Genomic DNA, 22,593 nt, shown 5'->3' with positions numbered 1-22,593 from the left:
GACGGCCGCGGCCGGACCGCCGATCAGCCCTGCTGTGCCGTCCAGGACCGGTACAGACGCTCGTACGCCGTCCCGGCCTGTGCCGCCAGCACCGCGTGCGGACCGCGCTGGACCACGCGCCCCGCGTCGACCACGATCACCTCGTCGGCGGCCTCCGCGGTGGAGAGCCGGTGGGCGATGGTGACGCTGGTGCGCCCGGCCATCAGGCGCTCCAGGGCGGCGTTGATCCGCATCTCCGCGGCCGGGTCGACGGCACTGGTGGCCTCGTCCAGGACGAGCAGGTCGGGGTCGGCGAGCTGGGCCCGCAGCAGTGCGACGAACTGCCGTTCGCCCGCCGACAGGCTCTCGCCGCGCTGGCCGACCCGGGTGGCGGTGCCGGCCGGCAGGCCACGCAGCCAGTCGGCCAGACCGAGCGAGTCGGCGGCGGCGAGCAGGTCGTCCTCGGTGGCGTCGAGGTCGCCGTAGCGCAGGTTGGCGGCGACGGTGTCGTCGAAGAGGAACCCCTCCTGCGGCACCAGCACGACGCTGCGACGCAGGCTCGCGGCACTGATCCGGCGCAGGTCGGTGCCGTCGAGCAGGACGGTGCCGCTGGTCGGGTCGACCAGTCGGGTGAGCAGCTTGGCCAGGGTGGACTTGCCCGAGCCCGTCTCCCCCACCACCGCGAACCGGCGCCCCGCACCGAGCTCGAGGCTCAGGTCGTGCAGCACCGGCGCCCCACCCGGATAGGCGAAGGTGACGTCGCGGAACTCGACCGAGATCGGCCCGCGCGGAAGCCGGACTCCGTCGGGGCCGGGGTCGACCAGGTCGGCCGGGGTGTCGAGCACGCCGATCACGCGCCGCCAGCTGGCGATCGCGTTCTGCGCGTCGGTGAGGATCTGGGTGCCCATCTGGACCGGGTTGACGAACAGGCTGACCAGGAACGCGAAGGCCAGCACCGTGCCGGTGCTCATCGAGCCGCCGCCGAAGCCGGGCAGGTCGGCGTGGTCGGCCAGCCAGATGCCGCCCAGGACGACACCGGCGTTGGCCAGGCCGCCGCTGATCCCGCCGAGGCTGAAGCTGAACACGGTGAACCCCTGGGCGGCCGTCTGTGCCGACATGGTGGCGTCCACGGCGGTGTCGATCCGCTCCTGGGTGCGGTCCTCGACGGCGTACGCCTTGACCACGGCGGCACCGACGACGGGCTCGCTGACCGCCGACAGCATGGTGGCGACCATCTGGCGCACGTGCGTGTAGGCGTCGGACAGTTTGCGCTGGAACCAGCGGATCGAGATGAACAGCGGCGCGAAGCAGACCCAGACGAGGATCGCCAGCGGCCAGGAGTACCAGGCCATCACGATGGTGGCGACCAGCATCTGGCCGATGCTGATGATGAAGAGCAGGCCGCCGAAGACGAGGAACTGGCTGACCTGGTCGACATCGCTGGTCACCCGGGAGACCAGGGCGCCGCGACGCTCGGTGTTCTGGGTGAGCAGCGGCAGGTCGTGGATGTGGCGGAACGCCTTGGTCCGCAGGGTCGCCAGGCCGTGCTCGGAGGCAGTGAAGAGGCGCCGCGTCATCAGGAAGGACGCCACCGCGGTGGCGATGATCGCTACCGCGCTGATCCCGGCCGCGGCCAGGGTGAAGCCGAGGTCAGGGCCGCCGTCGGCGTTGATCCCCTTGTCCAACGTCTGCTGTACGGCGATCGGCACGACGACCTGGCCGAGGCTGGCCAGCACCGCCAGCACGATCGTGACCCCGAGGCCGCGGGTGAGCTCGGGGCTGTGCCGCAGGCCGCGGCGGATGGTCTCCAGGGCCCCCAAGTCGGCGCCTGCGCCGACCGTGTTGCTGTCGGCGCCTGCGCTGACGGTGTTGCTCATGCCTGGGCCTCGTCTCGGTCGTAGGCGTTGACCAGCGCCGCGTAGTCGGCCGAGCGCTCGACGAGCTCAGCGTGGGTGCCGCGGTCGGCGATCCTGCCGCCGTCGAGGTGGACCACCTCGTCGGCCAGGGCGATCGTGGCCTTGCGGTAGGCGACCACGACGACGGTGGCGTCGTAGTCGCGGATCGCGGCCAGGATGCGCTGCTCGACCTCGGGGTCGACGGCGCTGGTGGCGTCGTCGAGGATCAGCAGCCGGGGCCGGCGGACCAGGGCGCGGGCCAGCGAGAGCCGCTGGCGTTGGCCGCCCGAGAGACTGGTGCCGCGCTCGCCGAGGCGGGTGTCGAGGCCGTGCGGCAGCGCGGAGACGAAGCCGTCGGCCTGGGCGGTGCGCAAGGCGGCCCAGACGTCGGCGTCACTCAGGTCGGACCCGAGGGTGACGTTGCCGCGCACGGTGTCGTCGAAGAGGAAGGCCGCCTGCGGTACGACGGCCACCGCGCTGGCCAGCTCGCCGTGGGCGAAGGCGCGCAGGTCGATCCCGTCGACGGTGATCGAGCCCGCGTCGGGGTCGACCAGCCGGGTGAGCAGGGTGGTCAGGGTGCTCTTGCCCGAGGCGGTGGCACCGACGACGGCGGTGGTGTGACCGGGCTCGACGTCGAAGGTGACCCCGGTCAGCACGGCCGAGGCGGGCACGTCGGCGTCGGGCTCGTAGCCGAAGGCCACGTCGTTCACGGCGAGGCGGACGCCGGTGGCCGGGTGGGGCATGGTGGTGTCGCCGTACGTCGTCGAGCCGGTGGCGTCCAGCACCGCGGTGACCCGTCGCCAGCCCACGACGCTGCGCGGGAACTCGCCCAACAGCCAGCCGATCGAGCGGATCGGGAAGCTGACGATGGTGAGCAGGTAGGCGATCGTGACGACGTCACCGGGGGCGGTGGCGCCGCTGCGCACCCGCAGGACGCCGACGACCAGGACGATCAGGACGCCGAGGTTGGGCAGGGCCGCCAGCGCCGGGTCGAAGGCTGCGCGGATCCGGCCCGAGGCGATGTTGACCTCACGCAGCTCGGCGGCCTTGACCCCGAACCGCTCGGTCTCCTCGGCCTCGCGGCCCAGGGTCTTGACCACCAGGGCGCCGTCGAAGGACTCGTGGGCGACCTCGGAGAGCTCAGCACGGAGCTGCTGGGCGCGGGTGATCAGGGGGCTGGAGAGCCGCTGGTAGATCAGGTTCGCCACGATCACGGCTGGGAAGACCAGCAGCCCGACCAGGGCCAAGACCAGGTCGGCGACGAACATCTGGGCGACGGCGATCACCATCATCACGATGGTGCCGACCGCCATCGGGAACGGCGCGATCGGCGCCCAGGCCGCCTCGACGTCGGAGTTGGCGTTGGACAGCAGCTGGCCGGTGGGGTGCTGGTGGTGCCAGGCCAGCGGCAGCTCCAGGTAGCGCCGGGTGACGGCACGCCGGCTGTGCGCCTGCATCCGGTACTGCATGATCCCCGCGCCGAGCCGGCGCGCCACGATCCCGACGGCCCGCAGCAGCGCGACCCCGAGGAAGAGGCCGAGGACCGCCCAGACCAGGCCGGGGCCGATCCCCTCCCCGTCGAAGTACGGCACCAGGACGTGGTCGGTGGACCAGCCGAGCACCCAGGCGTCGGCGACCGTCAGCGCACCGAAGAGCGCACTACCCAGGGTGGAGAGGGTGAAGATCCACGGCTCACGCTTGACCGCGACCCCGAGGACCCGGAGTCCGTCGAGCGTCGTCGCCCCTCTGTTCCGCACACGCTCAGCCCTACTCGCACCCTGTGACACAAGGGGCAAGCCTACGGTGGTGGGAGGGAGGCTCACGCCAGGTCGATCAGACCCCGAGGATGCCCTCCCGATGCGCGTCGATCACCCGCCTCCTCGACGTAGCGGCAGGCGGACACCACACTCACGCGCTCGGCCAACGTCATGATCGGCCGCCGCTTGTAGGCCGCTGATGTCTCATCCCCCACCATGTCGACATACACCCGGTTGGCCCCAGTGCCCGGGGCTACGACGTCCATGACGCCATGATTCCCCAGACTCGAAACTCCCCTGACAAAGTTTCTAACGGCGAGATCCTGCCCACCGAAAATGTCGGCGGCTTCCCATACTGTGATGAGTATGAAGCCGAAGGGCGGAGCGGGAGTGACCAGCAGTGCTGAGGCGCTGTTGGAGGGCTGGCGTGTGGACCAGGTCAAGGCTCGTCGTCGTGAGGTGAAGGCCTTGGACAAGGCAATCCGCTGGCTGAGTCTGGTGGCCGACACGGAGCCTGTGGAGCAGCGGTACGGCCTGGAGATGCCCGTCGGTGGCGATGGTTGTCCACGCATCGGGGAGGAAGCAGTCGCGGAGTTCGCTGCCTTCGCTCAGATGAGTCCCCGCGCTGCACTGTCGTATCTCGCTGATGCGTGGGACCTGGCCTGGCGGTTCCCCGAAACGCTGGCTGCCGTCCGAGAAGGTCGGGTTGAGGTGTGGCGGGCCCGTCAGGTCGCCGCGACACTCCGCAGTGTTCCGGCCGAGGGTGCGCGGTACGTCGACGAGGTGATCGCCCCGATCGCGCACCGGGTCGGGATGGCCCGCCTCCGACGCATGGTCGTCTTCGCCGAGATCCTGAGTGACCCCGACGCAGCTGTGGCCCGAGCAAGGGCAGCAGCCGAGGGCCGGGCGATCAGTGTCTCCGGGACCGGGCAGCCCGACGGCCTGGCGGACGTGTTCGGACGCCTCGACGCCGCTGACGCGGCCGACTTCGAGGCAGCGATCCAAGACGTCGCCGCCCACCTCGCCGAACTCGACGCAACCGCCCCGGACTCTGAGCCCGAGTCTCTGGACGTCCGCCGTGCGAAGGCAGTCGGGGTGATCGCACGCCGCCAGTTGGCTGGATCAGCCGAGGAGACTCCCGATGCCGTGACGCGGGTGGTGCACACCTACGTCCACCTCACCCCCGACTCACCCGTCGCCCACGTCGAATCAGGGAACACCCTGGCCCCGGTCGAACGAGTCGCAGAGTGGTGCCGCACCGCCGGGACCAAGGTCATCATCCGCCCCGTCCTCGACCTCGCCACCCAGCACACGCGTGATGGGTATGTCCCGTCCGAGACCATGCGGGAACAAGCGATCTTGGTCAACCGGACCTGCGTCCACCCCTGGTGCGAGCGCCCAGCCCGGGCTTGCGACCTCGACCACATCACCCCCTACAACCCCAGCGGACCACCCGGCCAGACCACCAGCACCAACCTCGCACCCCTGTGCCGCCACCACCACCGCCTCAAGACCCACAGCGGATGGCAATACCAACACCTCGAACCCGGCCTCTACCTCTGGACCAGCCCCTCCGGCAGGACCTACCTCCGCACGCCCACCGGCACGATCTCACTGCCCGTCTCACCACGGTCAGCGCCGCCGACGTGCTCCCACGCCAGCAGGGCCAGCAACGCCGCCTGATCGGACAGCACCGCGTCGTCAAAGCGGACCTGCGGCGAATGCGCATAGGCACCACCCGGGGCGACGTCGTGCGGGCGGGCACCCAGGATGACGTAGCAGCCGGGCACCTGGTCGAGCACGAAGGCGAAGTCCTCCGACCCCATGAACGGCTCGGGCAGCTCCTCGTAGCGCTCGGCCCCGAACGCCTTGACGACCACGCCCGCGACCCGGGCACTGGCCTCGGCGTCGTTGACGGTGACCGGGTAGTCCCGGGTGAGCTCGAACTCCGCACTCAGTCCGTGCGCCGACGCGATCCCGTGGGCCAGGCGAGCGAGCTCGGTCTCGATCAGATCCAGGGTGGCCGTCGAGAAGGTGCGCAGGGTGCCGCGCAGGCTGGCCTTCTCCGGGATCACGTTCTCGGTCTCCCCCGCGCTCAGCATGGTCACCGACAGCACGGCCGGGTCGTAGGCACCGACCCGACGGGTCATCATCGACTGCATCGCCAGCACCAGCTCGGCCAGCGCCGGCACCGGGTCGAGCGCATTCGCCGGGCTGCTGCCGTGACCGCCCCGCCCGGTCAGCGTCACCCGCACCCGGTTGGAGCTGGCCATCACCGCGCCGGGCCGGGTGCTGAACAGGCCCTGATCCCGGGTGCCGACATGGACGGCGTACGCCGCCACGGGCCGCTCCCCGGCAACGTCGAGGACCCCCTCCTCCAGCATTCGGCTCGCCCCGTTCCAGCCCTCCTCCCCGGGCTGGAACATCAGCACCACGGTCCCGGCGATCTGGTCCCGGTGGGCGGCCAGCAGCCGGGCGGCACCGATCAGTCCGGCGGTGTGCAGGTCGTGACCGCAGGCGTGCATCGCCCCGTTCGTGGAGCGCCACTCCTCCGCGGTGTCCTCGACCACCGGGAGTCCGTCCATGTCGCCCCGGAGCAGCACCGTCGGCCCCGGCGCGGCGCCGCGCAGCACCGCGACCACGGAGGTGAGCGAGGTACCGGTGGTGATCTCCAGGTCCAGTCCGTCCAGGGCGTCGAGGACGGCCCGCTGGGTGCGGGGCAGGTCGAGCCCGACCTCGGGGTGCTGGTGCAGCGTGCGACGCAGCGCCCTCAGCGGAGCGAGCAGGTCCTGCGCCTCGGCGCGGAAATCGGGCGTGGGGGCTGTCGAAGACATGGGCGGTCCTGTTCGTCGTACGAGATCTGCCCCTGAATCCTGGAAGACAGCCTCCCAGAGTGGCTATCGTCGCGACACAGGCGCAGGATTCCTTCACCGATCAGCAGGACACGAGAGGATCTGCCCATGACGGCTCCCCTGGACCACCAGCTGATCGCCGCCTTGCAGCTCCATCCACGGATCTCGTGGACCCGGCTGGGCGAGGTGCTGGCCAGCGACCCGACCACCCTGTCACGGCGCTGGCAGACCCTCGTCGAGGCAGGCCTGGTCTGGTCGACCTGCTTCGAGATGGCACCCACGCCGCGGGACAACCCGGTCCGCGCCGGACTGGTCGAGGTCGGCTGCGTGCCCGGGCGGCGCGAGCAGGTGATCGACGCGCTCTCCCGGGAACGCCTCGTCTACGACATCACCTGCACCACCGGGGACCGCGACCTCGCCGTCCTCGTCTCCGGCCCCAGCCTCGGCGCCGTCGACGACCTGGTCCAGCGCCGGGTCGCCAGCCAGGACGGCGTCACCCGCACCCGGACCTCGCTGCTGCACACCATCTTCCGCGACGGCCCCGGCTGGCGACTGGCAGCGCTGAGCCCCGCCCAGATCGCCGCGATCACCGCCGCGCTCCCCGTCCGCGAGCCGGTCCCCACCCCGACCGCTCTGCACCGCGACCTGATCGCCGCCCTCAACCCCGACCCGCGGATCACCGTCAGCGACCTCGCCGCCCGACTGGGGAGCTCGACCTCGACCGTCTCGCGCGGGCTGGAGGTGCTGCTCACCGCACCCTGGGCACGGTTCCGCACGGACCTGGCCCACACCCGGCTCGGCTGGGAGGCCGAGGTCACCCTCTGGCTGCGCACCGAGAGCGGCACCCTGCCCGAGGTGGTGACCTCGCTGCGCGCGATGGACCACCTCCGGATGTGCGCCTCGATCAGCGGTCCGGCCAACCTGACGGCGGTGTTCTGGCTCCGCCACCTGCACGACCTCGACGCCCTGGAGCATCGGCTGCTGCGCGCCCACCCGTCGGTCCGGATCCTCGACCGCTGGGTCACCACCCGGGTCGCCAAGCGTCTGGGCCACGTCCTCGACGCCGACGGGCTGCACCGCGACTGGGTGCCGATCGGGGTGCCCGCCGGTCCGCTCGTCTGAGAGACGGCAAAGAAACGTCGCTTCTCGATCTACCTGTGAACCCATTCGGCCACGCGGGTGCAGGGCGTCGAGAGATAGTAGGGGCGTGACAACGCGAGCATGGGACCGCGCCGGGGAAGAGGAGCCGCTGGCGCGGTTCGTCGACCTCCTACAGATGGCAGCGGGGGTGGTGGACGCGGGGGGCGCTGTCCACTACGCCAATTCGATCTGGACCACGGTGACCGGGGGCCCCTCCCCCGATCTGCCGTCGCTGGTCGCCCAGCCCGACCGCCCGATGGTGATGCGCCTGGTCGCCCGGCTCAGCGACACCGACCGGCTGCCGCCGGTGGAGGTACGCCTGGCCAACGGCCGCTGGGCCCAGCTCCAGCTCCAGACCCTGGCCGGGGTGCGCGAGGACTGGTGGCTGTGCACTGCCGCCGACATCCACGAGCTGCGCTCCCACCACGACGTCCTGGTGGAGAGCAGCGGGCTCCAGGCGAGCCTGCTCGACGCCTCCCAGGACTGCATCAAGCTGCTCGACCCGAGCGGGCGGATCACCTACATGAACGAGGCCGGCTGCGACGCCCTGGACGTCGACGTGCAGACCGGGTTCGGTCAGTTCTGGGTGGACCTGATGCCGACCGCCGTACAGCCGCTGGCCGAGGCGGCCATCGCTCGGGCCCGCGCCGGTGAGGTGGCCCGCTTCTCCGGACACCTGCCCTCGGCGCACGGGCCAGTGGAGTGGGACAACCTGCTCACCCCCTCACGCGACCACGACGGCAACGTCACCTCCATCCTGTGCGTGGCGCGCAACGTCACCGAGGAGCGCGCCGCACGCAAGGCCCTGGTCGAGAGCCAGGAGCGGCTGGCGATGGCGAGCCTGGTCGGCGGCCTGGGGATCTGGGACTTCGACCTCACCACCGAGGGGCTCTTCTGCGACGCCACCTGGCACGCGATCATGGGGCTGGTGCCGGGCACGGTGACCTCGATGGACCAGTTCCGGCCGCGGATCCACCCCGAGGACCTGGCCCACGCCACCGAGGTGGAGCACACCGCCTCCCACCTGATCCAGACCGGCGAGGACTACACCAACTCCTTCAGGATCGTCAGGCCCACCGGCGAGATCCGATGGGTGAAGTCGGCGGCCTGCCTCATCCTCAACGATGCGGAGGAGGCGGTACGCGCGATCGGGTTCATCCTCGACATCACCGACAGCCTCCGCGGCCAGCGAGCCCTGGAGGAGGAGAACCGGGCCCTGCACGAGGAGCGCGAGATGCTCTCCCAGCAGTCCTCACAGGACGACCTCACCGGGCTGGCCAACCGCCGGATGCTGACCGCCGAGCTGGCCGAGATCGCCGCCGGCCGTGCGACCAGCACGACCACCGCCTGCCTGGTGATGATCGACATCGACCACTTCAAGGCCTACAACGACGTCGACGGCCACCTCGAGGGCGACGCCGCCCTGATCCGGTTCGGCGACTGCCTGCGTCAGGTGATCGGTCCCGGCGACATCGCGGCCCGCTACGGCGGCGACGAGTTCGTGGTGGTGCTGCCCGACACCGAGGACCCCGAGCCGCTGCTGACCGAGCTGTTCACCCTGCTCGCCGCCGCCCAGATCCCGAGCACCACCTCGCGCCTGGGACGGCTCACGGTCAGCTGCGGGTGCGCCGTCTTCGCACCGGGCATCGCCACCGACGCCGAGACCATGCTGCGTGCCGCCGACCAGGCGATGTACGTCGCCAAGGCCCGGGGCCGCAACCGCTTCGTGATCGACTGGGATCCGCTCACCCTCGACACGGCAGCGCCCGGGGAGGCACTCGGCTAGGCACAGCCGACTCCTCCCCGGGCGCCGCTCGGACGAGCGCCTCAGCGCCCGATCAGCTGAGCCTCCTCCAGGGTCTGCCGGGCCAGGGCCGGCATCGGGTCGGTGCTCTGCGGCACCGCGGAGCGCTGCTGGGCCGCGGTCGGGACCGTCGCCGTGGGCGGCGGCACCGGGTCACACTTCTGATCGGCCCGGTTGCCGGCCTTGCGTGCCGGCAGCTTGCCGGTGTCGAGGTACGTCGCCACCGTGTCGTCGGTGCACGCCACCCCCGACAGGGAACCGGCGTGCGTGGTGCCACCGACGCCCTCGATCAGGTACGAGGACTTGAACGCCTTTCGGGTGGCCAGCGCCCCCGAGAACGGCGTCGCGGCGTCGCTGGACTCGCTGATCAGCAGGATCCGGCCCAGGCCGTGGGTGCCGTGTGCCTTGACCGCCTTGCCCGAGGCCGCCGGCCAGGTCAGGCAGGGGGCGTTGAACCAGGTGTTACCCCAGGTCAGGAACGGGTGCTGGGCGTGGAGCCGCCACGAGTCACGTTCGGTCTTCTTCCAGCCCGGCCACGGCGCGTCGGTGCACTGCACGCCGGCGTAGATCGCGAAGCCGTTGTCGTCACCGGGGCCGCTGTAGAGGTCGAGCAGTCCGGTGCCGTCGCCCGTCTTGATGAAGTCGGCGTAGATGTGACCGATGGTGTCCCAGTCGTAGACGTAGTACGCCGCGGACTGGAGGGCGTCGGCGAGCTCGTCAGGGCCGATCTTGCCGCCCGCGGTCGGGTTCTGCTTGAGCCGGGCCAGCGCCTGGTAGTAGCCGGCGCGGATCGCCTTGCCGTCGGTGCCCAGACCGTAGGCGTCGTTGTGCGCAGCGAGCCAGTTGAAGTAGAGGTCGATGTTCTTGTCGAACCAGACGTCCTGGTCGAGGTTGGACTGGTAGAACGCCCGCTTGGCGTCCACCACGCCGTCCCAGACCATCCGGCCGACGTGCTTGGGGTAGTTCGTGGCGTAGACCTGGCCGAGGTAGGTGCCGTAGGAGAAGCCGTAGTAGTTGAGCTTCTTCTGGCCGACGGCGACGCGGAGGGTGTCGAGGTCGGCGGCGACCTGCTCGGTGCGCAGGTACGGGAGCAGCTTCTTGGCGCTGGAGTGGGCGCAGTCCACGGTGTACTGCTTGGCGGTGCGCAGCCACCAGGCCTTGTCGGCGGGGTTGGTCGGCACGTAGTCGGGGCGGTTCCAGCCGCTGCCCGGGTAGTCGGGGTTGCAGCTCAGCGCGGGCTCGCTGCGGCCGACGCCGCGCGGGTCGAAGCCGTACCAGTCGAACTTCGCGCCGACGCCGTTGGGCACCGCGCGGCCGAGGGTGGCCAGGCCCAGACCGGAGCCACCGGGACCGCCGGGGTTGACCGCGATCATGCCCTTGTAGTCGGCATTGGTGTGCAGGATCCGGCTGACCGCGATCTTGATCGTCGGCCCCTTCGGCCGGGCGTGATCGAGCGGGACGGTGAGCATCGCGCACTGCGCTCCGGCTGCCTTGAGGCGCGTGGTGGGGCACGTACCCCAGGTCAGCGGCGGCGGGACGTACTGACCCGTGGCCTTGTGGTGCCCCTGGGTGGCGCGATGGTGCGCCGTTGACGACGTCGCCGCGTCCGCCGCGCTGATGGCACCTGGGGCCAGCAACACCGTGGGAACGACGACTGACGTCAGAATCGTCAGTGCTTTCTTCACGTCGAGATTCCTTCCGAGAATGACCGCAGGGGAACACCCACGGTCACCTCGACCCTCTCTCTCCGACGTCGGCCCCGTCTACCCCCTCGGTTCGGGATTCGCCCCCTGCCTCACTCCGGGGAGTCGAGGAACTCCCGCGTCTTCGCGATCGCGAACCCCCACCCCTGGCTGAGGGTCGGGCGCGGCGGCACGGCGATCTCCTCGGGGTCGGTCACCATGTCGAGCAGCACCGGACCCGGGTGGGCGAACGCCACCCTGACGGCCTCGTCCACCTCGTGCGGATCGGTGACGCGGACGGCGTACAGGCCGATCGCCTCGGCGACGCGGGCGAAGTCGGGGTTGTGCAGCACGGTGCCGTACTCCGGCAGGCCGACCTGCTCCATCTCGAGCTTGACCATGCCCAGGCGGCCGTTGTCGAAGACCACGAACCGGACCGGCAGCTGATGGGTGACGGCGGTGATCAGGTCGCCCAGCAGCATGCTCAGCCCGCCGTCGCCGCAGAACGCGACCACCTCCCGCTCGCGGTCGAGCAGCTGCGCTCCGAGCGCCTGCGGCATCGCGTTCGCCATCGAGCCGAGGTTGTAGGAGCCGATCAGGCGCCGCCCGCCGGTCATCCTGACGAACCGGGAGAGCCAGACCGTCGACATCCCGGTGTCGGAGGTGAAGACGGCGTCGGCCGCGGCGTGCCGGTGGACGGCGTCGGCGACCAGCTCGGGCCGGATCCGCTTCTCCGGGTTGTCCAGCAGCCGGCGCAGCAGGCCGGCCGGCTTGTGGTCGTAGTCGGGGTCGGTCAGGTGCGCCTGCCACTCCTGCCAACGGTGGTAGGTGTGCAGGGCGGCGTCCAGGTGCCCGTCGTCGTCGCGCTGGTCGACCAGCGGCAGCAGTGCCTCCAGGGTGAGGCGGGCGTCACCGGCCAGCCCGTGCGCGACGCGGGTACGCCGACCCAGGTGCCCGGCCTCACGGTCGATCTGGATCACCGTCTTCCCGGTCGGGTAGAAGTTGCGGTACGGGAAGTCGGTGCCGATCATGACGAGCACGTCGCAGGCCTCGAACGCCTTCGCCGTGGCGGGGTTGCCGATCAGACCGGACTGGCCGATCTCGTAGTCGCCGACCTCGTCGAACCCCTCCTTGGCCTTGAGGGTAAGCACCATCGGGGCCCGCAGCCGCTCGGCCAGGGCGACCACCTGCTCGCGGGCACCGCGAGCGCCCTGCCCGACCAGCAGCGTCACCGAGCCGGCCGTGTTGATCGCGGTGGCGGCCGCGGCGATCGCCGCCGGGTCCGCGGCGGCACCGGGGGCGGCGGCGTAGAACCGGGGCGGCTCGGTCCTCTTCGGCAGGTCGAGGGCGCCGACGTCGCCGGGGATGGAGAGCACCGCGACGCCGCGCTGTGCCAGTGCCGCGTTGACCGCGGCCTCGAGCAGCATCGGCAGCTGGGCGGTGTCCATCACGGTCTCGTTGAAGACCGCGACGTCGGCGAAGACGGCGTTGTTGTCGACCTCCTGGAAGAAGTCGCTGCCGATGTCCTCACGCGGCACCTGACCGCAGATCGCGAGCACCGGGGCGTGCGACTTCTTGGCGTCGTAGAGGCCGTTGAGCAGGTGGATCGCGCCGGGCCCGACGGTGCCCATGCAGACCGCGAGGTCGCCGGTCAGCTGGGCCTGGGCGCTGGCGGCGAACGCCCCCGCCTCCTCGTGCCTGACCCCGATCCACTCCACCCGGTCCTCGCGGCGGATGGCGTCGGTCACCGGGTTGAGGGCGTCACCCACGACGCCCCACACGCTGCGTACGCCGTGATCGGCCAGGGCGCTGACGATGAGCTCTGCGACGGTCGTCATGTCGTGCTCCTTCTCAGGGGATGAAACGGTCGGGGTCGGCCAGTGCCCAGTCCGTGGCCCAGTGGCCCTCGGGCGGGGAGGCCAGCAGCTCTCCGGGCTCGAGGTGGTGGAACATCTCGGCGTAGCTACGGATCTCGGTCTGGCTGATCCGGCGACGCAGCATGTGCGGACGCAGCTGCTCGGGGCCACTGACGCCCATCGAGGCCATCACCTGCATCGCTTGGGCGACACAGTCGCGCTGGTAGCGGAAGACCCGCTCGGACTTGTCCGGGACGTCGAGAGCCCGCATCCTGCGGTGGTCCTGGGTGGCGACCCCGACCGGGCAGGTGTTGGTGTGGCACAGCTGGGCCTGGATGCAGCCCACCGCCATCATCATCGAGCGTGCCGAGTTGGTGTAGTCGGCGCCCTGGACCAGGCGCTTGACCACGTCGATCCCGGTCGCGATCTTGCCGCTGGCCGCGACCTTGACCTGATCGCGCAGACCGGCGCCGACCAGGGCGTTGTGCACGATCATCAGCCCCTCGGTCAGCGGGGTGCCGATGTGGTCCTCGTACTCCATCGGCGCTGCACCGGTGCCACCTTCGCCACCGTCGACGACGATGAAGTCCGGGGTGACCTGCTCGGCGACCATCGCCTTGCAGATCGCCAGGAAGTCGACCCGCGAGCCCAGGCAGAGCTTGAAGCCGGTCGGCTTGCCGCCGGCGAGCTCCCTCATCTGGGCGAGGAACAGGACCAGCTCACGCGGAGTGGAGAAGACCCGGTGCCCCGACGGGGAGACGCACTTCTCGCCCACCGGCACGCCCCGGGCCTCGGCGATCTCCTGGGTCACCTTGGCGCCGGGCAGGACCCCGCCGATGCCGGGCTTGGCGCCCTGGCTGAGCTTGAGCGAGACCAGCTTCACCTGGTCGTCGGCGGCGGTGTCACGGAACCGGTTGGGATCGAAGTCGCCGTCCTTGGTCCGTGCCCCGAAGTAGCCGGTGCCGATCTCCCAGATCAGGTCGCCGCCGTTGCGGTGGTAGCGGCTCAGCCCGCCCTCACCGGTGTCGTGGGCGAAGCCGCCGCGGGCGGCACCGCGGTTCAGCGCCTGGATCGCGTTGGCGCTCAACGCCCCGAAGCTCATCGCCGAGACGTTCATCAACGCCATCTCGTAAGGCTGGGAGCAGTCCCGGCCCCCGATCCGCACCCGCGGCGGCGTCGGAGCCACCGGCAGCGGCCGGGTGGAGTGCACCAGGTACTCATAACCCGGCTCGTCGACGTCACGCTCGGTGCCGAAGGCCTGCTCCTGCTTGGTGCCCTTGGCGCGCTCGTAGATCGAGGCCCGGGTGTCGCGGTCGTAGGGCCGCCCGTCCCAGTTGCGCTCGATGAAGTACTGCTGCAGCTCGGGGCGGATGTCCTCGAGCAGGAACCGCAGGTGACCCAGCAGCGGGTAGTTCCGCAGGATCGAGTGCTTGCGTTGCACCAGGTCGTAGATCGCGACCCCGATCAGCACCACGATCAGGGCGGCGAGCACCCACCAGCCGGCGCTGCCGAGCGCGGCAGCGACCACCACGAGAGCACCGAGAACGAGCAGCGACCCCACTACGTAGAAGCGCACCATGACCTCGGTCTACCACCGGGCCGGCGTCACCAAACGGATCGAGGCCCTAAGAATCTCCCGAGATTCGCTGTGCCTGGGTCAGATACGGCTTCGCCGCCTGTACGACGGCCTCGAAGACGCCCCGGGGCACTGCGGCCCCCTCACGGCGGACCTGAGCCGGATCCACCGCGACGATCCGGTTGAGCCGGACCTCCGAGGGACGCCCCTCGCGGTCCCACGAGCCGGTCCCGATGTCCATCCAGAACCGACCCGCGCGGGCCTCCTGGGCAGCGTCGCGGTCGTGGTCCTTCGAGGTCAGGTACAGCCCCCACAGGCCCGACGTCGTCCCGTCGTGCCAGCGCCCGACCAGGAGCACCGGCCGGTCCTTGCCCTGGGTCGGGTCGTCCTCGTAGGGCACCCACGTCCACACCACCTCACCCGGATCGGGGCGACCGTCCGGGTTCGGGGCGTACGCGACGTCGAGCATGGGTCGTGACTCAGCGGACCGGGTGGCCCGCCGCTGCCAGAGCTGCCTTAGCTTCACTGATCCGTACCTTCCCGAAGTGGAAGATGGTCGCTGCCAGCACCGCGTCAGCGCCCGCCTCGACCGCGGGCGCGAAGTGCTCGGCCGTGCCCGCGCCGCCCGAGGCGATCACCGGGAGGGAGACCTCGCGCCGGACCGCCCGGATCAGGCCCAGGTCGAAGCCGTCCTCGGTGCCGTCGGCATCCATCGCGTTGAGCAGGATCTCCCCCGCACCGAGCTCGGCGGCCTTGACCGCCCACTCGACGGCGTCGATCCCCGCCGACTGGCGGCCGCCGTGGGTGGTGACCTCGAACCCCGAGGCGGTGCCCGGCGCACGGCGAGCGTCCACCGAGAGCACCAGCACCTGGTTGCCGAACCGGTCGGCGACCTCGGCGATCAGCTCGGGACGACGGATCGCGGCGGTGTTCATCGCGACCTTGTCGGCCCCGGCCCGCAGCAGCCGGTCGACGTCGGCGACCGAGGAGACGCCGCCACCGACGGTGAGCGGGATGAAGACCTGCTCGGCGGTGCGCGAGACGATCTCCATCGTGGTGGCACGGCCCTCGTGGGAGGCGGAGATGTCGAGGAAGGTCAGCTCGTCGGCGCCCTCGGCGTCGTAGACCTTCGCCAGCTCGACCGGGTCGCCAGCGTCACGCAGGTCCTGGAAGTTGATCCCCTTCACCACCCGACCGCCGTCGACGTCGAGGCACGGGATCACCCGGACAGCCAGGCTCATGCTTGCTCCCCCCGGGTCACGGCCAGCGCCTCGGTCAGCGAGAGCGAGCCGGTGTAGAGCGCGGTGCCAGCGATGGCACCCTCGACGCCCTCGGGCACCAAGGTCATCAGCGCGCGGATGTCGTCGATCGTGGTGATCCCGCCCGAGGCGATCACCGGACGATCCGTCGCCGCACAGACCTGGGAGAGGAGCTCGAGGTTGGGGCCGGCGAGCATCCCGTCCTTGTTCACGTCGGTGACGACGTACCGGGCGCAGCCCTCGGCGTCGAGGCGGGCCAGGGTCTCCCACAGGTCGCCGCCGTCCTTGGTCCAGCCCCGACCCGACAGGGTGGTGCCGCGGACGTCGAGGGCGATCGCGATCCGGTCGCCGTACTCGGCGATGGCGCGGGCGCACCACTCGGGGTTCTCGATCGCGGCGGTGCCGATGTTGACCCGGTGCACGCCGGCGTCCATCGCCGCCGTGAGCGAGGCGTCGTCGCGGATGCCGCCGGTGCGCTCGACCTTGATGTCGACCTCGCGCACGATCTGGGCGATCAGGTCGGTGTTGGCGCCGTGCCCGAAGGCGGCGTCGAGGTCGACCAGGTGCAGCCACTCCGCACCCGCGTCGGCCCAGCGCTGAGCGGCCTCGACCGGGTGCCCGAAGACCTGCTCGGAGCCGTCGACGCCCTGGACGAGCTGGACGGCGTTGCCGTTCTTGATGTCCACGGCGGGGAGCATCTGGAGGTAGGACATCAGAGGGTTCCGATCCAGTTCTTCAGCAGCTGAGCACCGGCGTCGCCGGACTTCTCGGGGTGGAATTGGGTGGCCCACAGCGGACCGTTCTCGACGGCCGCGACAAAGCGGTCGCTCTGCTCAGCCGTGCCGACCTCAGCCCAGGTGACCAGGGGCGCGCGGGTGCGGTCGTTGGTGACCAGCGTCCAGTCGCGAACGCCGTAGGAGTGCACGAAGTAGAACCGCTCGTCCTCGGCCCCGGCGAAGAGCTCGGTGCCCACGGGAGCCTCGACGGTGTTCCAGCCCATGTGTGGGACGACGGGGGCCTGGAGCCGCTCGACGACGCCGGGCCACTCGCCGCAGCCCTCGGCATCCACACCGTGCTCGATGCCGTGCTCGAACAGGATCTGCATGCCCACGCAGATGCCCAGCACCGGACGCCCGCCGGAGAGACGACGGGCGATGATCCGCTCGCCGCGGATCTTGCGCAGCCCCTCCATGCAGGCGGCGAAGGCACCGACGCCAGGCACCAGCAGGCCGTCGGCGTTCATCGCTGCGTCCAGGTCACCGGTCAGCTCGACGGAGGCACCGGCGCGCTCCAGGGCGCGCACGACCGAGCGGACGTTGCCCGAACCGTAGTCCAGGACAACGACCTCGGGTGCGCTCACAGGGCACCCTTCGTGGACGGGATGCCGGACTCGCGCGGGTCGGGCTCGATCGCCTGGCGCAGGGCCCGGGCGAACGCCTTGAACTGGGTCTCGACGATGTGGTGCGGCTCGCGGCCGTCCAGCACCCGCACGTGCAGGGTGAGGTAGGCGTGGTGCGCGATCGACTCGAAGACGTGGCGCGTCAGCGACCCGAGGTAGGGCACGCCGGTGCCGCCGAGCAGCACGTAGGCCTGGCCCTCGGGCTCGCCGGAGTGGACCAGGTACGGGCGACCCGACACGTCGACCACGGCGTGCACCAGGGCGTCGTCCAGGGGCACGGTGGCGTCGCCGTACCGGCGGATGCCCTTCTTGTCCCCCAGTGCCTCGCGGATGGCCTGGCCTAGCACGATCGCGGTGTCCTCGACGGTGTGGTGGGCGTCGATGTGGACGTCGCCGGTGGTGTGCACCGTGAGGTCCATCAGCGAGTGCCGCGCGAGCGCGGTCAGCATGTGGTCGTAGAAGCCGACGCCGGTGGAGATGTCGTGCTTCCCGGAGCCGTCGAGGTTCACCTCGACGAGGACCTTCGACTCCGAGGTGGTGCGCTCGATGCGGGCGGTACGGGCGGTGCTCATGACGTCGTGACCTCAATCAGTGCGGTGCGGAAAGCGTTCATCTCTGCTGGCGTGCCGACCGAGACCCGGAGCCAACCGTCGGGGCCAGTCTCCCGGATCAGGACGCCGTGATCCAACAGCCCCTGCCAGACCGCGTGCCGGTCGGCGAAGGAGCCGAAGAAGACGTAGTTGGCGTCGGAGTCGGCGACGGTGAAGCCCTGCTCCCGGAGCCAGACCACCAGGGCGTCGCGCTCGGTGCGCAGCTCGTCGACCTTGCCGAGCAGCTCCGGGGCGTGCCGCAGCGCGGCCAGCGCGGTGGCCTGGGTGACGGCCGAGAGGTGGTAGGGCAGCCGGACGACGCGGATCGCGTCGGTGATCGCCGGGTGCGCTGCCAGGTAGCCCAGCCGCAGGCCGGCACCGGCGAACGCCTTGCTCATCGTGCGGCTGACCACCAGGTTGGGGTGCTCAGGCAGCTTCTCCAGGGCGCTGGGCACCCCGGTGCGCCGGAACTCGCCGTAGGCCTCGTCGACCACGACGATGCCGCTGTCGCCGACCGCCTCGCACAGCAGGCTGACCGCCTCGGGCGGCAGCGCCGTCCCGGTCGGGTTGTTCGGGCTGGGCAGCAGCACGACCGACGGCTTGATCTCCTCGATCAGGGCGCGGGCGCGCTCCAGGTCCAGGGAGAAGTCGTCCTCGCGCTGACCCGCCACCCAGGTGGTCATGGTGTCGCGGGCGTACTCCGGATACATCGAGTACGTCGGGGCGAAGCTCAGCGCCGTGCGGCCCGGGCCACCGAAGGCCTGCAGCAGCTGGAGCATCACCTCGTTGGAGCCGTTGGCCGCCCACACCATCTCCGGCGTGATCGGGCTCGGGCCGGAGTCACGGGTCAGGTACGCCGCCAGCTGCTCGCGCAGCTCGGTGAACTCCCGGTCCGGGTAGCGGTTCAGGGTCTGGGCCGCCACCGCGACGCTGGTCGCGATGTCGGCGATGCAGGCGGCACTGGGGCCGTAGGGGTTCTCGTTGACATTCAATTGAACCGGGACGTCGAGCTGGGGCGCGCCGTACGGCTCGATCCCCGCCAGCTCCGGCCGGATCGGTGGGACGTACGTCGTCACTGGTCGACCACGTCCGCTGCGAATCGGACCGAGACGGCAGCACCGTGACCGGGCAGGTCCTCGGCGTTGGCCAGACGCACCACGTGGTCGGCGACGCCGGCCAGACCCTCACGGCTGTAGTCGATGACGTGGATCGACTTGGTGAACGCCCGCACCGACAGACCCGAGCTGTGGCAGGCGCAGCCACCGGTGGGCAGCACGTGGTTGGAGCCCGCGCAGTAGTCGCCCAGGCTGACCGGGGCGAAGCCACCGACGAAGATCGCCCCGGCGTTGCTGATCCGCCCGGCCACCGCAGCGGCGTCGCGGGTGTGGATCTCGAGGTGCTCGGCGGCGTACGCGTCGACCACGGCGATGCCCTGCTCCACGTCGGTGACCAGCACGATGCCCGACTGCGAGCCCGACAGGCTGGTGCGGATCCGCTCGACGTGCTTCGTGGCGGCGACCTGCTTGTCCAGCTCGGCCTCGACCTCGTCGGCCAGGGTGAGGGAGTCGGTGACCAGCACCGCGGCGGCCAGCGGGTCGTGCTCGGCCTGGGAGATCAGGTCGGCGGCGACGAACGCCGGGTCGGCGGTCTCGTCGGCCAGGATCGCGATCTCGGTCGGGCCGGCCTCGGAGTCGATCCCGACCTTGCCCTTGACCAGGCGCTTCGCGGTGACGACGTAGATGTTGCCCGGACCGGTGATCAGGTCGACCGGGGCGACCACACCGGGAACGCCGTAGGCGAACATCGCGATCGCCTGGGCGCCGCCGACGGCGTAGACCTCCTCGACGCCGAGGAGGGCGCACGCAGCCATGATGGTGGGGTGCGGCAGGCCGCCGAACTCCTTCTGCGCCGGGCTCGCCAGGGCGATCGAGCGCACCCCGGCCACCTGGGCCGGGACGGCGTTCATCAGCACCGAGGAGACCAGCGGCGCGAGGCCACCGGGGACGTAGAGGCCCACCCGGCCGACCGGGACCTTGCGGTGGGTCACCCGGGCACCCGGCGCGAGGTCGGTGACGGCGTCGGCCTCGAGCTCGTTGCGGCACGTCGTCCGCAGGCGGGAGATGGACTCCTCCAGGCCCGCCCGGATCTCGGGATCGAGGTCGGCCAGGGCGGCGGCGAGGGTCTCGACGGGCACCCGGATCTCGGTGCGCTCGACGCCGTCGAAGCGCTGGTTGAACTCGAGGATGGCCTCCAGGCCACGCTCACGGACGGCGTCGAGGATCGGCTGCACCACGTGCGTGGCATGGTCGATGTCGAACTCCGCCCGCGGCACGGCCGCGCGATAGTCGGTCGACGCAACAGCGTCACGGAGGTCGATTCGGCGGATCATGACTCAATTCTAGGTAGGTTGGTCTGCGATGAGCGATCCGGTTAGCGGTTATGGACGTCAGACGCCCACGACCCGCCTCCCCATGTTCCCGCTGAACGCCGTCCTCTTCCCCGGAGTGCGGCTCTCCCTGCGCGTCTTCGAGGACCGCTACCGGGCCCTGGTGCAGCACCTGCTGAGCATCGAGGAGCCCTCCGAGCGGCTCTTCGGCACCGTCGCGATCCGGGAGGGCTACGAGGTCGGCGAGCACGGCGCCCAGTCGCTGTACCGGGTCGGGATGCGCCTCCAGCTGACCGAGGTCGAGGCCCACCCCGACGGCACGTACGACGTCGCGGTGCTCGGCCGCGACCGGATCCGGCTGGACCGGCTCGACACCTCCGGGGAGTTCCCGGTGGCGACCGTCACCGAGCGCCCCACCCTGCCGGTCGAGGTCGACGACCTCGCCCTGCTCCAGGCACGGGCCATCTTCACGGCGTACCGCGCCGCCGTCAGCCACCTGCGCGGCGATCCGATGACCGGGGCGCTCCCCCGCGACGCCGAGTACCTCTCCTGGAGCCTGGCCGCTGCCGCACCGCTGCCGATGGCCGAGCGCCAGACGCTGCTGGAGGCCGACGACACCGGCGAACGGATCGCGCTCGTGACCGACTACCTGCGCAGCGAGGTGGAGGCGATGAACGTGATCCCCTCGCTGCCGGCCACCGAGGTCGCCCGCACGCAGTGGTCCCCGAACTGAGACGGCCTACTTCACCGTGATCAGCAGGCGGCCGCGCGAGATCGAGCCGTCGAGCCAGCTGCTCAGCCCGGCCGACTGCAGGTGATCGGTGTCGGCCGAGTCGGAGGACGAGCTCGACTCACTCGAGCTGCCGTCGCTGGAGGCCGAGCCCTCGAAGTCGGAGGAACTGGAGAAGAACTGCTGCAGGCCGTGGTGGGAGAGGTACAGCACCCGGCCGGCCTTGTCGGCCTCGGGCACCGCCTGGGTGAAGTCCTTGTCCTTGCCCAGTCCACCGCCACCCTGGGCGACCTGCTGCGTGAACGCAGCGCTGAGGCCGACGGTGACCGAGTCCTTGCCCTGGACCGGCGTCAGCACGTCGTCCAGACCCATCATCGAGAGCATCTCGGCACCGAGCTGCTTCTTCAGCGTCGCCGTCAGCTTCTGCGCGATCGGCATCAGCGTGGCCGGGTCGCCCTTGACCCGCAGCGCGAGCGGCACGCCGTCGGAGGAGTCACCGCCGCCGAACATCGTGTCGAACCTGAAGCCCGAGCCCAGGACGAGCTGGGCCGACTGGCTGGTCAGGGCCTCCAGGTCGGCGGGAGCGTTCAGGCCGGTGGCCCGGGAGATCGACTCGTAGAGCTTGGTCTTCTGCTCCGGGCAGCTCGCGGTGAGGCTATCCATCACCGAGGTCAGGAAGGACTTGCCCATCCCCAGACCGACGGCGAGATCGACCTTGGCCGGCAGGTCGCTGACGCCGGCTGACGGCGTGCCGGCGTCGGCACCGCCCGGGGCGCCGGCCATGACCAGCTCCATGCCACTGCCACCGAACCGCACCGTCGCGGCGGCACCCTTGAAGTCCTTGTAGGCCCCTGAGGCGAGAGCGTCGGCCTGGTCCTTGAGGTCCGTGGTGCTCTGCCCCGGGCACATGCTCGGGACGACCTCGGTGGGGGGCAGGGCGCCGTCGGCGGTGCCGAGGGAGTAGCCGGCCAGGCCCTTGGCCATCGTGCCGATGTAGTTCGCCAGCGCCTCCGGCGCGGCGGGAGCGGCGTACGCCGTCAGGATGCCGGGATCGCCTGTCTCCGAGGTCCACTTCTTGAAGTCGGCGTCGTCGGCCAGCGAGTGCTTGGCCGCCTCGTCCATCACCTGGTGGACGGTGTCGTCGTTCTCGGCGAAGACCATCCAGGAGCCGGAGACCGCGAACGCCACCTGGTCGTGGGCCTTCGAGACACAGTCGGCGAGTGCCTGACCCTCGCTGCTCGCCTTCGCCGCCTCCTTGACCTCCAGGGCCACGACCGGCTTCGGGTCGGTCTTGTCGACCACGGCCAGTGCCACCGTCGAACCGATCCAGGGCTCGACGTCCTTGGCGTAGTCGAGGGAGCAGCTGGTGCCCTTGGTCAGCTCCTCGACCACCTTGCGACGGACGTCGTCGGTGGAGTTCAGACCAAGCTCCTTGCGCAGGCTCGGGAACTTGTTGGCCAGCTTGAGGGCGGCGATCTTCTGCTTGCCGCTCGGGTTGAGGTCGAGGGAGACGTAGGCGACGGTGCTGGCCGGCAGCGCCTCCCCGGCGTCAGGCCCCGAGCTGAAGAACGAGACAGCCGCCCAGGTCGCAGCTCCGGCCCCGACCGCCACCACGGCAGCGCTCGATCCGATGATCCATCCCTTGGCCGACATCTCGGCTCCCTTCGAGGCTGTGCCGGGCCTGTGTG

Annotated in this window: 19 protein-coding genes; 4 read left to right on the top strand and 15 right to left on the bottom strand. The window is 70.8% G+C overall.

Features of this window, described 5'->3' with window-relative positions; translation table 11 throughout:
* Positions 1–23 precede the first annotated feature (23 nt).
* The 3 genes from Q1V88_RS01330 to Q1V88_RS01320 all read right to left on the bottom strand — a co-directional run bounded on the left by Q1V88_RS01330 (position 24) and on the right by Q1V88_RS01320 (position 3,897).
* The gene (locus Q1V88_RS01330) at positions 24–1,856 is read right to left on the bottom strand and encodes an ABC transporter ATP-binding protein (protein WP_300676864.1); all 1,833 of its coding nucleotides are present in this window, start codon (positions 1,854–1,856) and stop codon (positions 24–26) included.
* Positions 1,853–3,631, bottom strand: a complete 1,779-nt coding sequence (locus Q1V88_RS01325; protein ID WP_300676862.1) for an ABC transporter ATP-binding protein — start codon at positions 3,629–3,631, stop codon at positions 1,853–1,855. Before Q1V88_RS01325 ends, Q1V88_RS01330 begins: the two co-directional genes overlap by 4 nt.
* Before the next feature lie 62 nt (positions 3,632–3,693).
* Entirely contained in the window at positions 3,694–3,897 is a 204-nt protein-coding gene (locus tag Q1V88_RS01320; RefSeq protein ID WP_300676859.1) for a hypothetical protein, read from the bottom strand.
* A gap of 94 nt (positions 3,898–3,991) precedes the next feature.
* Here Q1V88_RS01320 and Q1V88_RS01315 point away from each other — a divergent pair, with 94 nt between their 5' ends.
* Positions 3,992–5,314: an HNH endonuclease signature motif containing protein gene (locus tag Q1V88_RS01315; RefSeq protein WP_300676856.1), complete on the top strand. Its 1,323-nt coding sequence runs from the start codon at positions 3,992–3,994 to the stop codon at positions 5,312–5,314.
* Here Q1V88_RS01315 and Q1V88_RS01310 read toward each other — a convergent pair.
* On the bottom strand, positions 5,215–6,465 hold the full coding sequence (locus Q1V88_RS01310) for a M20 family metallopeptidase (RefSeq protein ID WP_300676853.1): 1,251 nt from the start codon (positions 6,463–6,465) through the stop codon (positions 5,215–5,217). The two genes, Q1V88_RS01315 and Q1V88_RS01310, sit on opposite strands and share 100 nt — an antisense overlap.
* Before the next feature lie 126 nt (positions 6,466–6,591).
* Between Q1V88_RS01310 and Q1V88_RS01305 the strand changes: the two genes are divergently transcribed.
* Both Q1V88_RS01305 and Q1V88_RS01300 read left to right on the top strand, forming a co-directional pair.
* A complete protein-coding gene (locus tag Q1V88_RS01305) occupies positions 6,592–7,605 on the top strand; it encodes an Lrp/AsnC family transcriptional regulator (protein ID WP_300676851.1) in 1,014 nt (337 codons plus the stop codon).
* Positions 7,606–7,690: 85 nt separating this feature from the next.
* The gene (locus Q1V88_RS01300; protein WP_300676848.1) at positions 7,691–9,409 is read left to right on the top strand and encodes a diguanylate cyclase; all 1,719 of its coding nucleotides are present in this window, start codon (positions 7,691–7,693) and stop codon (positions 9,407–9,409) included.
* Positions 9,410–9,450: 41 nt separating this feature from the next.
* Here the strand turns inward: Q1V88_RS01300 and Q1V88_RS01295 are convergent, their stop codons facing one another.
* The 10 genes from Q1V88_RS01295 to hisD all read right to left on the bottom strand — a co-directional run bounded on the left by Q1V88_RS01295 (position 9,451) and on the right by hisD (position 20,178).
* Positions 9,451–11,112: an alpha/beta fold hydrolase gene (locus Q1V88_RS01295; RefSeq protein WP_300676845.1), complete on the bottom strand. Its 1,662-nt coding sequence runs from the start codon at positions 11,110–11,112 to the stop codon at positions 9,451–9,453.
* 110 nt (positions 11,113–11,222) lie between these two features.
* The gene (locus Q1V88_RS01290; RefSeq protein ID WP_300676842.1) at positions 11,223–12,947 is read right to left on the bottom strand and encodes a thiamine pyrophosphate-dependent enzyme; all 1,725 of its coding nucleotides are present in this window, start codon (positions 12,945–12,947) and stop codon (positions 11,223–11,225) included.
* A 13-nt stretch (positions 12,948–12,960) separates the two neighbouring features.
* Positions 12,961–14,544, bottom strand: coding sequence for an FMN-binding glutamate synthase family protein (locus tag Q1V88_RS01285; RefSeq protein WP_300676839.1), 1,584 nt, complete (start codon positions 14,542–14,544; stop codon positions 12,961–12,963).
* Positions 14,545–14,590: 46 nt separating this feature from the next.
* Positions 14,591–15,010, bottom strand: coding sequence for a type II toxin-antitoxin system PemK/MazF family toxin (locus Q1V88_RS01280; protein WP_300676836.1), 420 nt, complete (start codon positions 15,008–15,010; stop codon positions 14,591–14,593).
* Between the two features lie 10 nt (positions 15,011–15,020).
* Positions 15,021–15,782, bottom strand: coding sequence for an imidazole glycerol phosphate synthase subunit HisF (gene hisF, locus Q1V88_RS01275; RefSeq protein WP_300676834.1), 762 nt, complete (start codon positions 15,780–15,782; stop codon positions 15,021–15,023).
* Positions 15,779–16,513 (bottom strand): bifunctional 1-(5-phosphoribosyl)-5-((5-phosphoribosylamino)methylideneamino)imidazole-4-carboxamide isomerase/phosphoribosylanthranilate isomerase PriA, encoded by a 735-nt coding sequence (priA, locus tag Q1V88_RS01270; protein WP_300676831.1) that lies wholly within the window; start codon positions 16,511–16,513, stop codon positions 15,779–15,781. Before priA ends, hisF begins: the two co-directional genes overlap by 4 nt.
* The gene (gene hisH, locus Q1V88_RS01265; RefSeq protein ID WP_300676829.1) at positions 16,513–17,160 is read right to left on the bottom strand and encodes an imidazole glycerol phosphate synthase subunit HisH; all 648 of its coding nucleotides are present in this window, start codon (positions 17,158–17,160) and stop codon (positions 16,513–16,515) included. Before hisH ends, priA begins: the two co-directional genes overlap by 1 nt.
* Positions 17,157–17,771 carry an imidazoleglycerol-phosphate dehydratase HisB gene (gene hisB, locus Q1V88_RS01260; RefSeq protein WP_300676826.1) on the bottom strand — a complete coding sequence of 205 codons (615 nt, stop codon included), beginning with the start codon at positions 17,769–17,771 and terminating at the stop codon, positions 17,157–17,159. The genes hisH and hisB overlap by 4 nt, the downstream gene beginning before the upstream one ends.
* A complete protein-coding gene (locus tag Q1V88_RS01255) occupies positions 17,768–18,865 on the bottom strand; it encodes a histidinol-phosphate transaminase (RefSeq protein WP_300676823.1) in 1,098 nt (365 codons plus the stop codon). Before Q1V88_RS01255 ends, hisB begins: the two co-directional genes overlap by 4 nt.
* Positions 18,862–20,178, bottom strand: a complete 1,317-nt coding sequence (gene hisD / locus Q1V88_RS01250; protein ID WP_300676820.1) for a histidinol dehydrogenase — start codon at positions 20,176–20,178, stop codon at positions 18,862–18,864. Before hisD ends, Q1V88_RS01255 begins: the two co-directional genes overlap by 4 nt.
* Positions 20,179–20,260: 82 nt before the next feature.
* Between hisD and Q1V88_RS01245 the strand changes: the two genes are divergently transcribed.
* Positions 20,261–20,908, top strand: coding sequence for an LON peptidase substrate-binding domain-containing protein (locus Q1V88_RS01245; protein WP_300676817.1), 648 nt, complete (start codon positions 20,261–20,263; stop codon positions 20,906–20,908).
* A 6-nt stretch (positions 20,909–20,914) separates the two neighbouring features.
* Here the strand turns inward: Q1V88_RS01245 and Q1V88_RS01240 are convergent, their stop codons facing one another.
* Positions 20,915–22,558, bottom strand: coding sequence for a DUF3352 domain-containing protein (locus Q1V88_RS01240; protein ID WP_300676814.1), 1,644 nt, complete (start codon positions 22,556–22,558; stop codon positions 20,915–20,917).
* Positions 22,559–22,593: the final 35 nt, after the last annotated feature.

The organism is Nocardioides sp., assembly GCF_030150155.1.
Taxonomy (GTDB): Bacteria; Actinomycetota; Actinomycetes; order Propionibacteriales; family Nocardioidaceae; genus Nocardioides.
Note: the sequence above shows the minus strand (reverse complement) of the source record. Positions and strands in the feature narration are given on the sequence as shown.

What these genes read in the sequence shown, in the direction of transcription:
- Q1V88_RS01330 (WP_300676864.1), bottom strand. Translation starts at nt 1,856, where the DNA reads ATGAGCAACACCGTCAGCGCAGGCGCCGACAGCAACACGGTCGGCGCA.
- Q1V88_RS01320 (WP_300676859.1), bottom strand. Translation starts at nt 3,897, where the DNA reads ATGGACGTCGTAGCCCCGGGCACTGGGGCCAACCGGGTGTATGTCGAC.
- Q1V88_RS01315 (WP_300676856.1), top strand. Translation starts at nt 3,992, where the DNA reads ATGAGTATGAAGCCGAAGGGCGGAGCGGGAGTGACCAGCAGTGCTGAG.
- Q1V88_RS01310 (WP_300676853.1), bottom strand. Translation starts at nt 6,465, where the DNA reads ATGTCTTCGACAGCCCCCACGCCCGATTTCCGCGCCGAGGCGCAGGAC.
- Q1V88_RS01305 (WP_300676851.1), top strand. Translation starts at nt 6,592, where the DNA reads ATGACGGCTCCCCTGGACCACCAGCTGATCGCCGCCTTGCAGCTCCAT.
- Q1V88_RS01290 (WP_300676842.1), bottom strand. Translation starts at nt 12,947, where the DNA reads ATGACGACCGTCGCAGAGCTCATCGTCAGCGCCCTGGCCGATCACGGC.
- Q1V88_RS01285 (WP_300676839.1), bottom strand. Translation starts at nt 14,544, where the DNA reads ATGGTGCGCTTCTACGTAGTGGGGTCGCTGCTCGTTCTCGGTGCTCTC.
- Q1V88_RS01280 (WP_300676836.1), bottom strand. Translation starts at nt 15,010, where the DNA reads ATGCTCGACGTCGCGTACGCCCCGAACCCGGACGGTCGCCCCGATCCG.
- hisF (WP_300676834.1), bottom strand. Translation starts at nt 15,782, where the DNA reads ATGAGCCTGGCTGTCCGGGTGATCCCGTGCCTCGACGTCGACGGCGGT.
- priA (WP_300676831.1), bottom strand. Translation starts at nt 16,513, where the DNA reads ATGTCCTACCTCCAGATGCTCCCCGCCGTGGACATCAAGAACGGCAAC.
- hisB (WP_300676826.1), bottom strand. Translation starts at nt 17,771, where the DNA reads ATGAGCACCGCCCGTACCGCCCGCATCGAGCGCACCACCTCGGAGTCG.
- hisD (WP_300676820.1), bottom strand. Translation starts at nt 20,178, where the DNA reads ATGATCCGCCGAATCGACCTCCGTGACGCTGTTGCGTCGACCGACTAT.
- Q1V88_RS01245 (WP_300676817.1), top strand. Translation starts at nt 20,261, where the DNA reads ATGTTCCCGCTGAACGCCGTCCTCTTCCCCGGAGTGCGGCTCTCCCTG.
- Q1V88_RS01240 (WP_300676814.1), bottom strand. Translation starts at nt 22,558, where the DNA reads ATGTCGGCCAAGGGATGGATCATCGGATCGAGCGCTGCCGTGGTGGCG.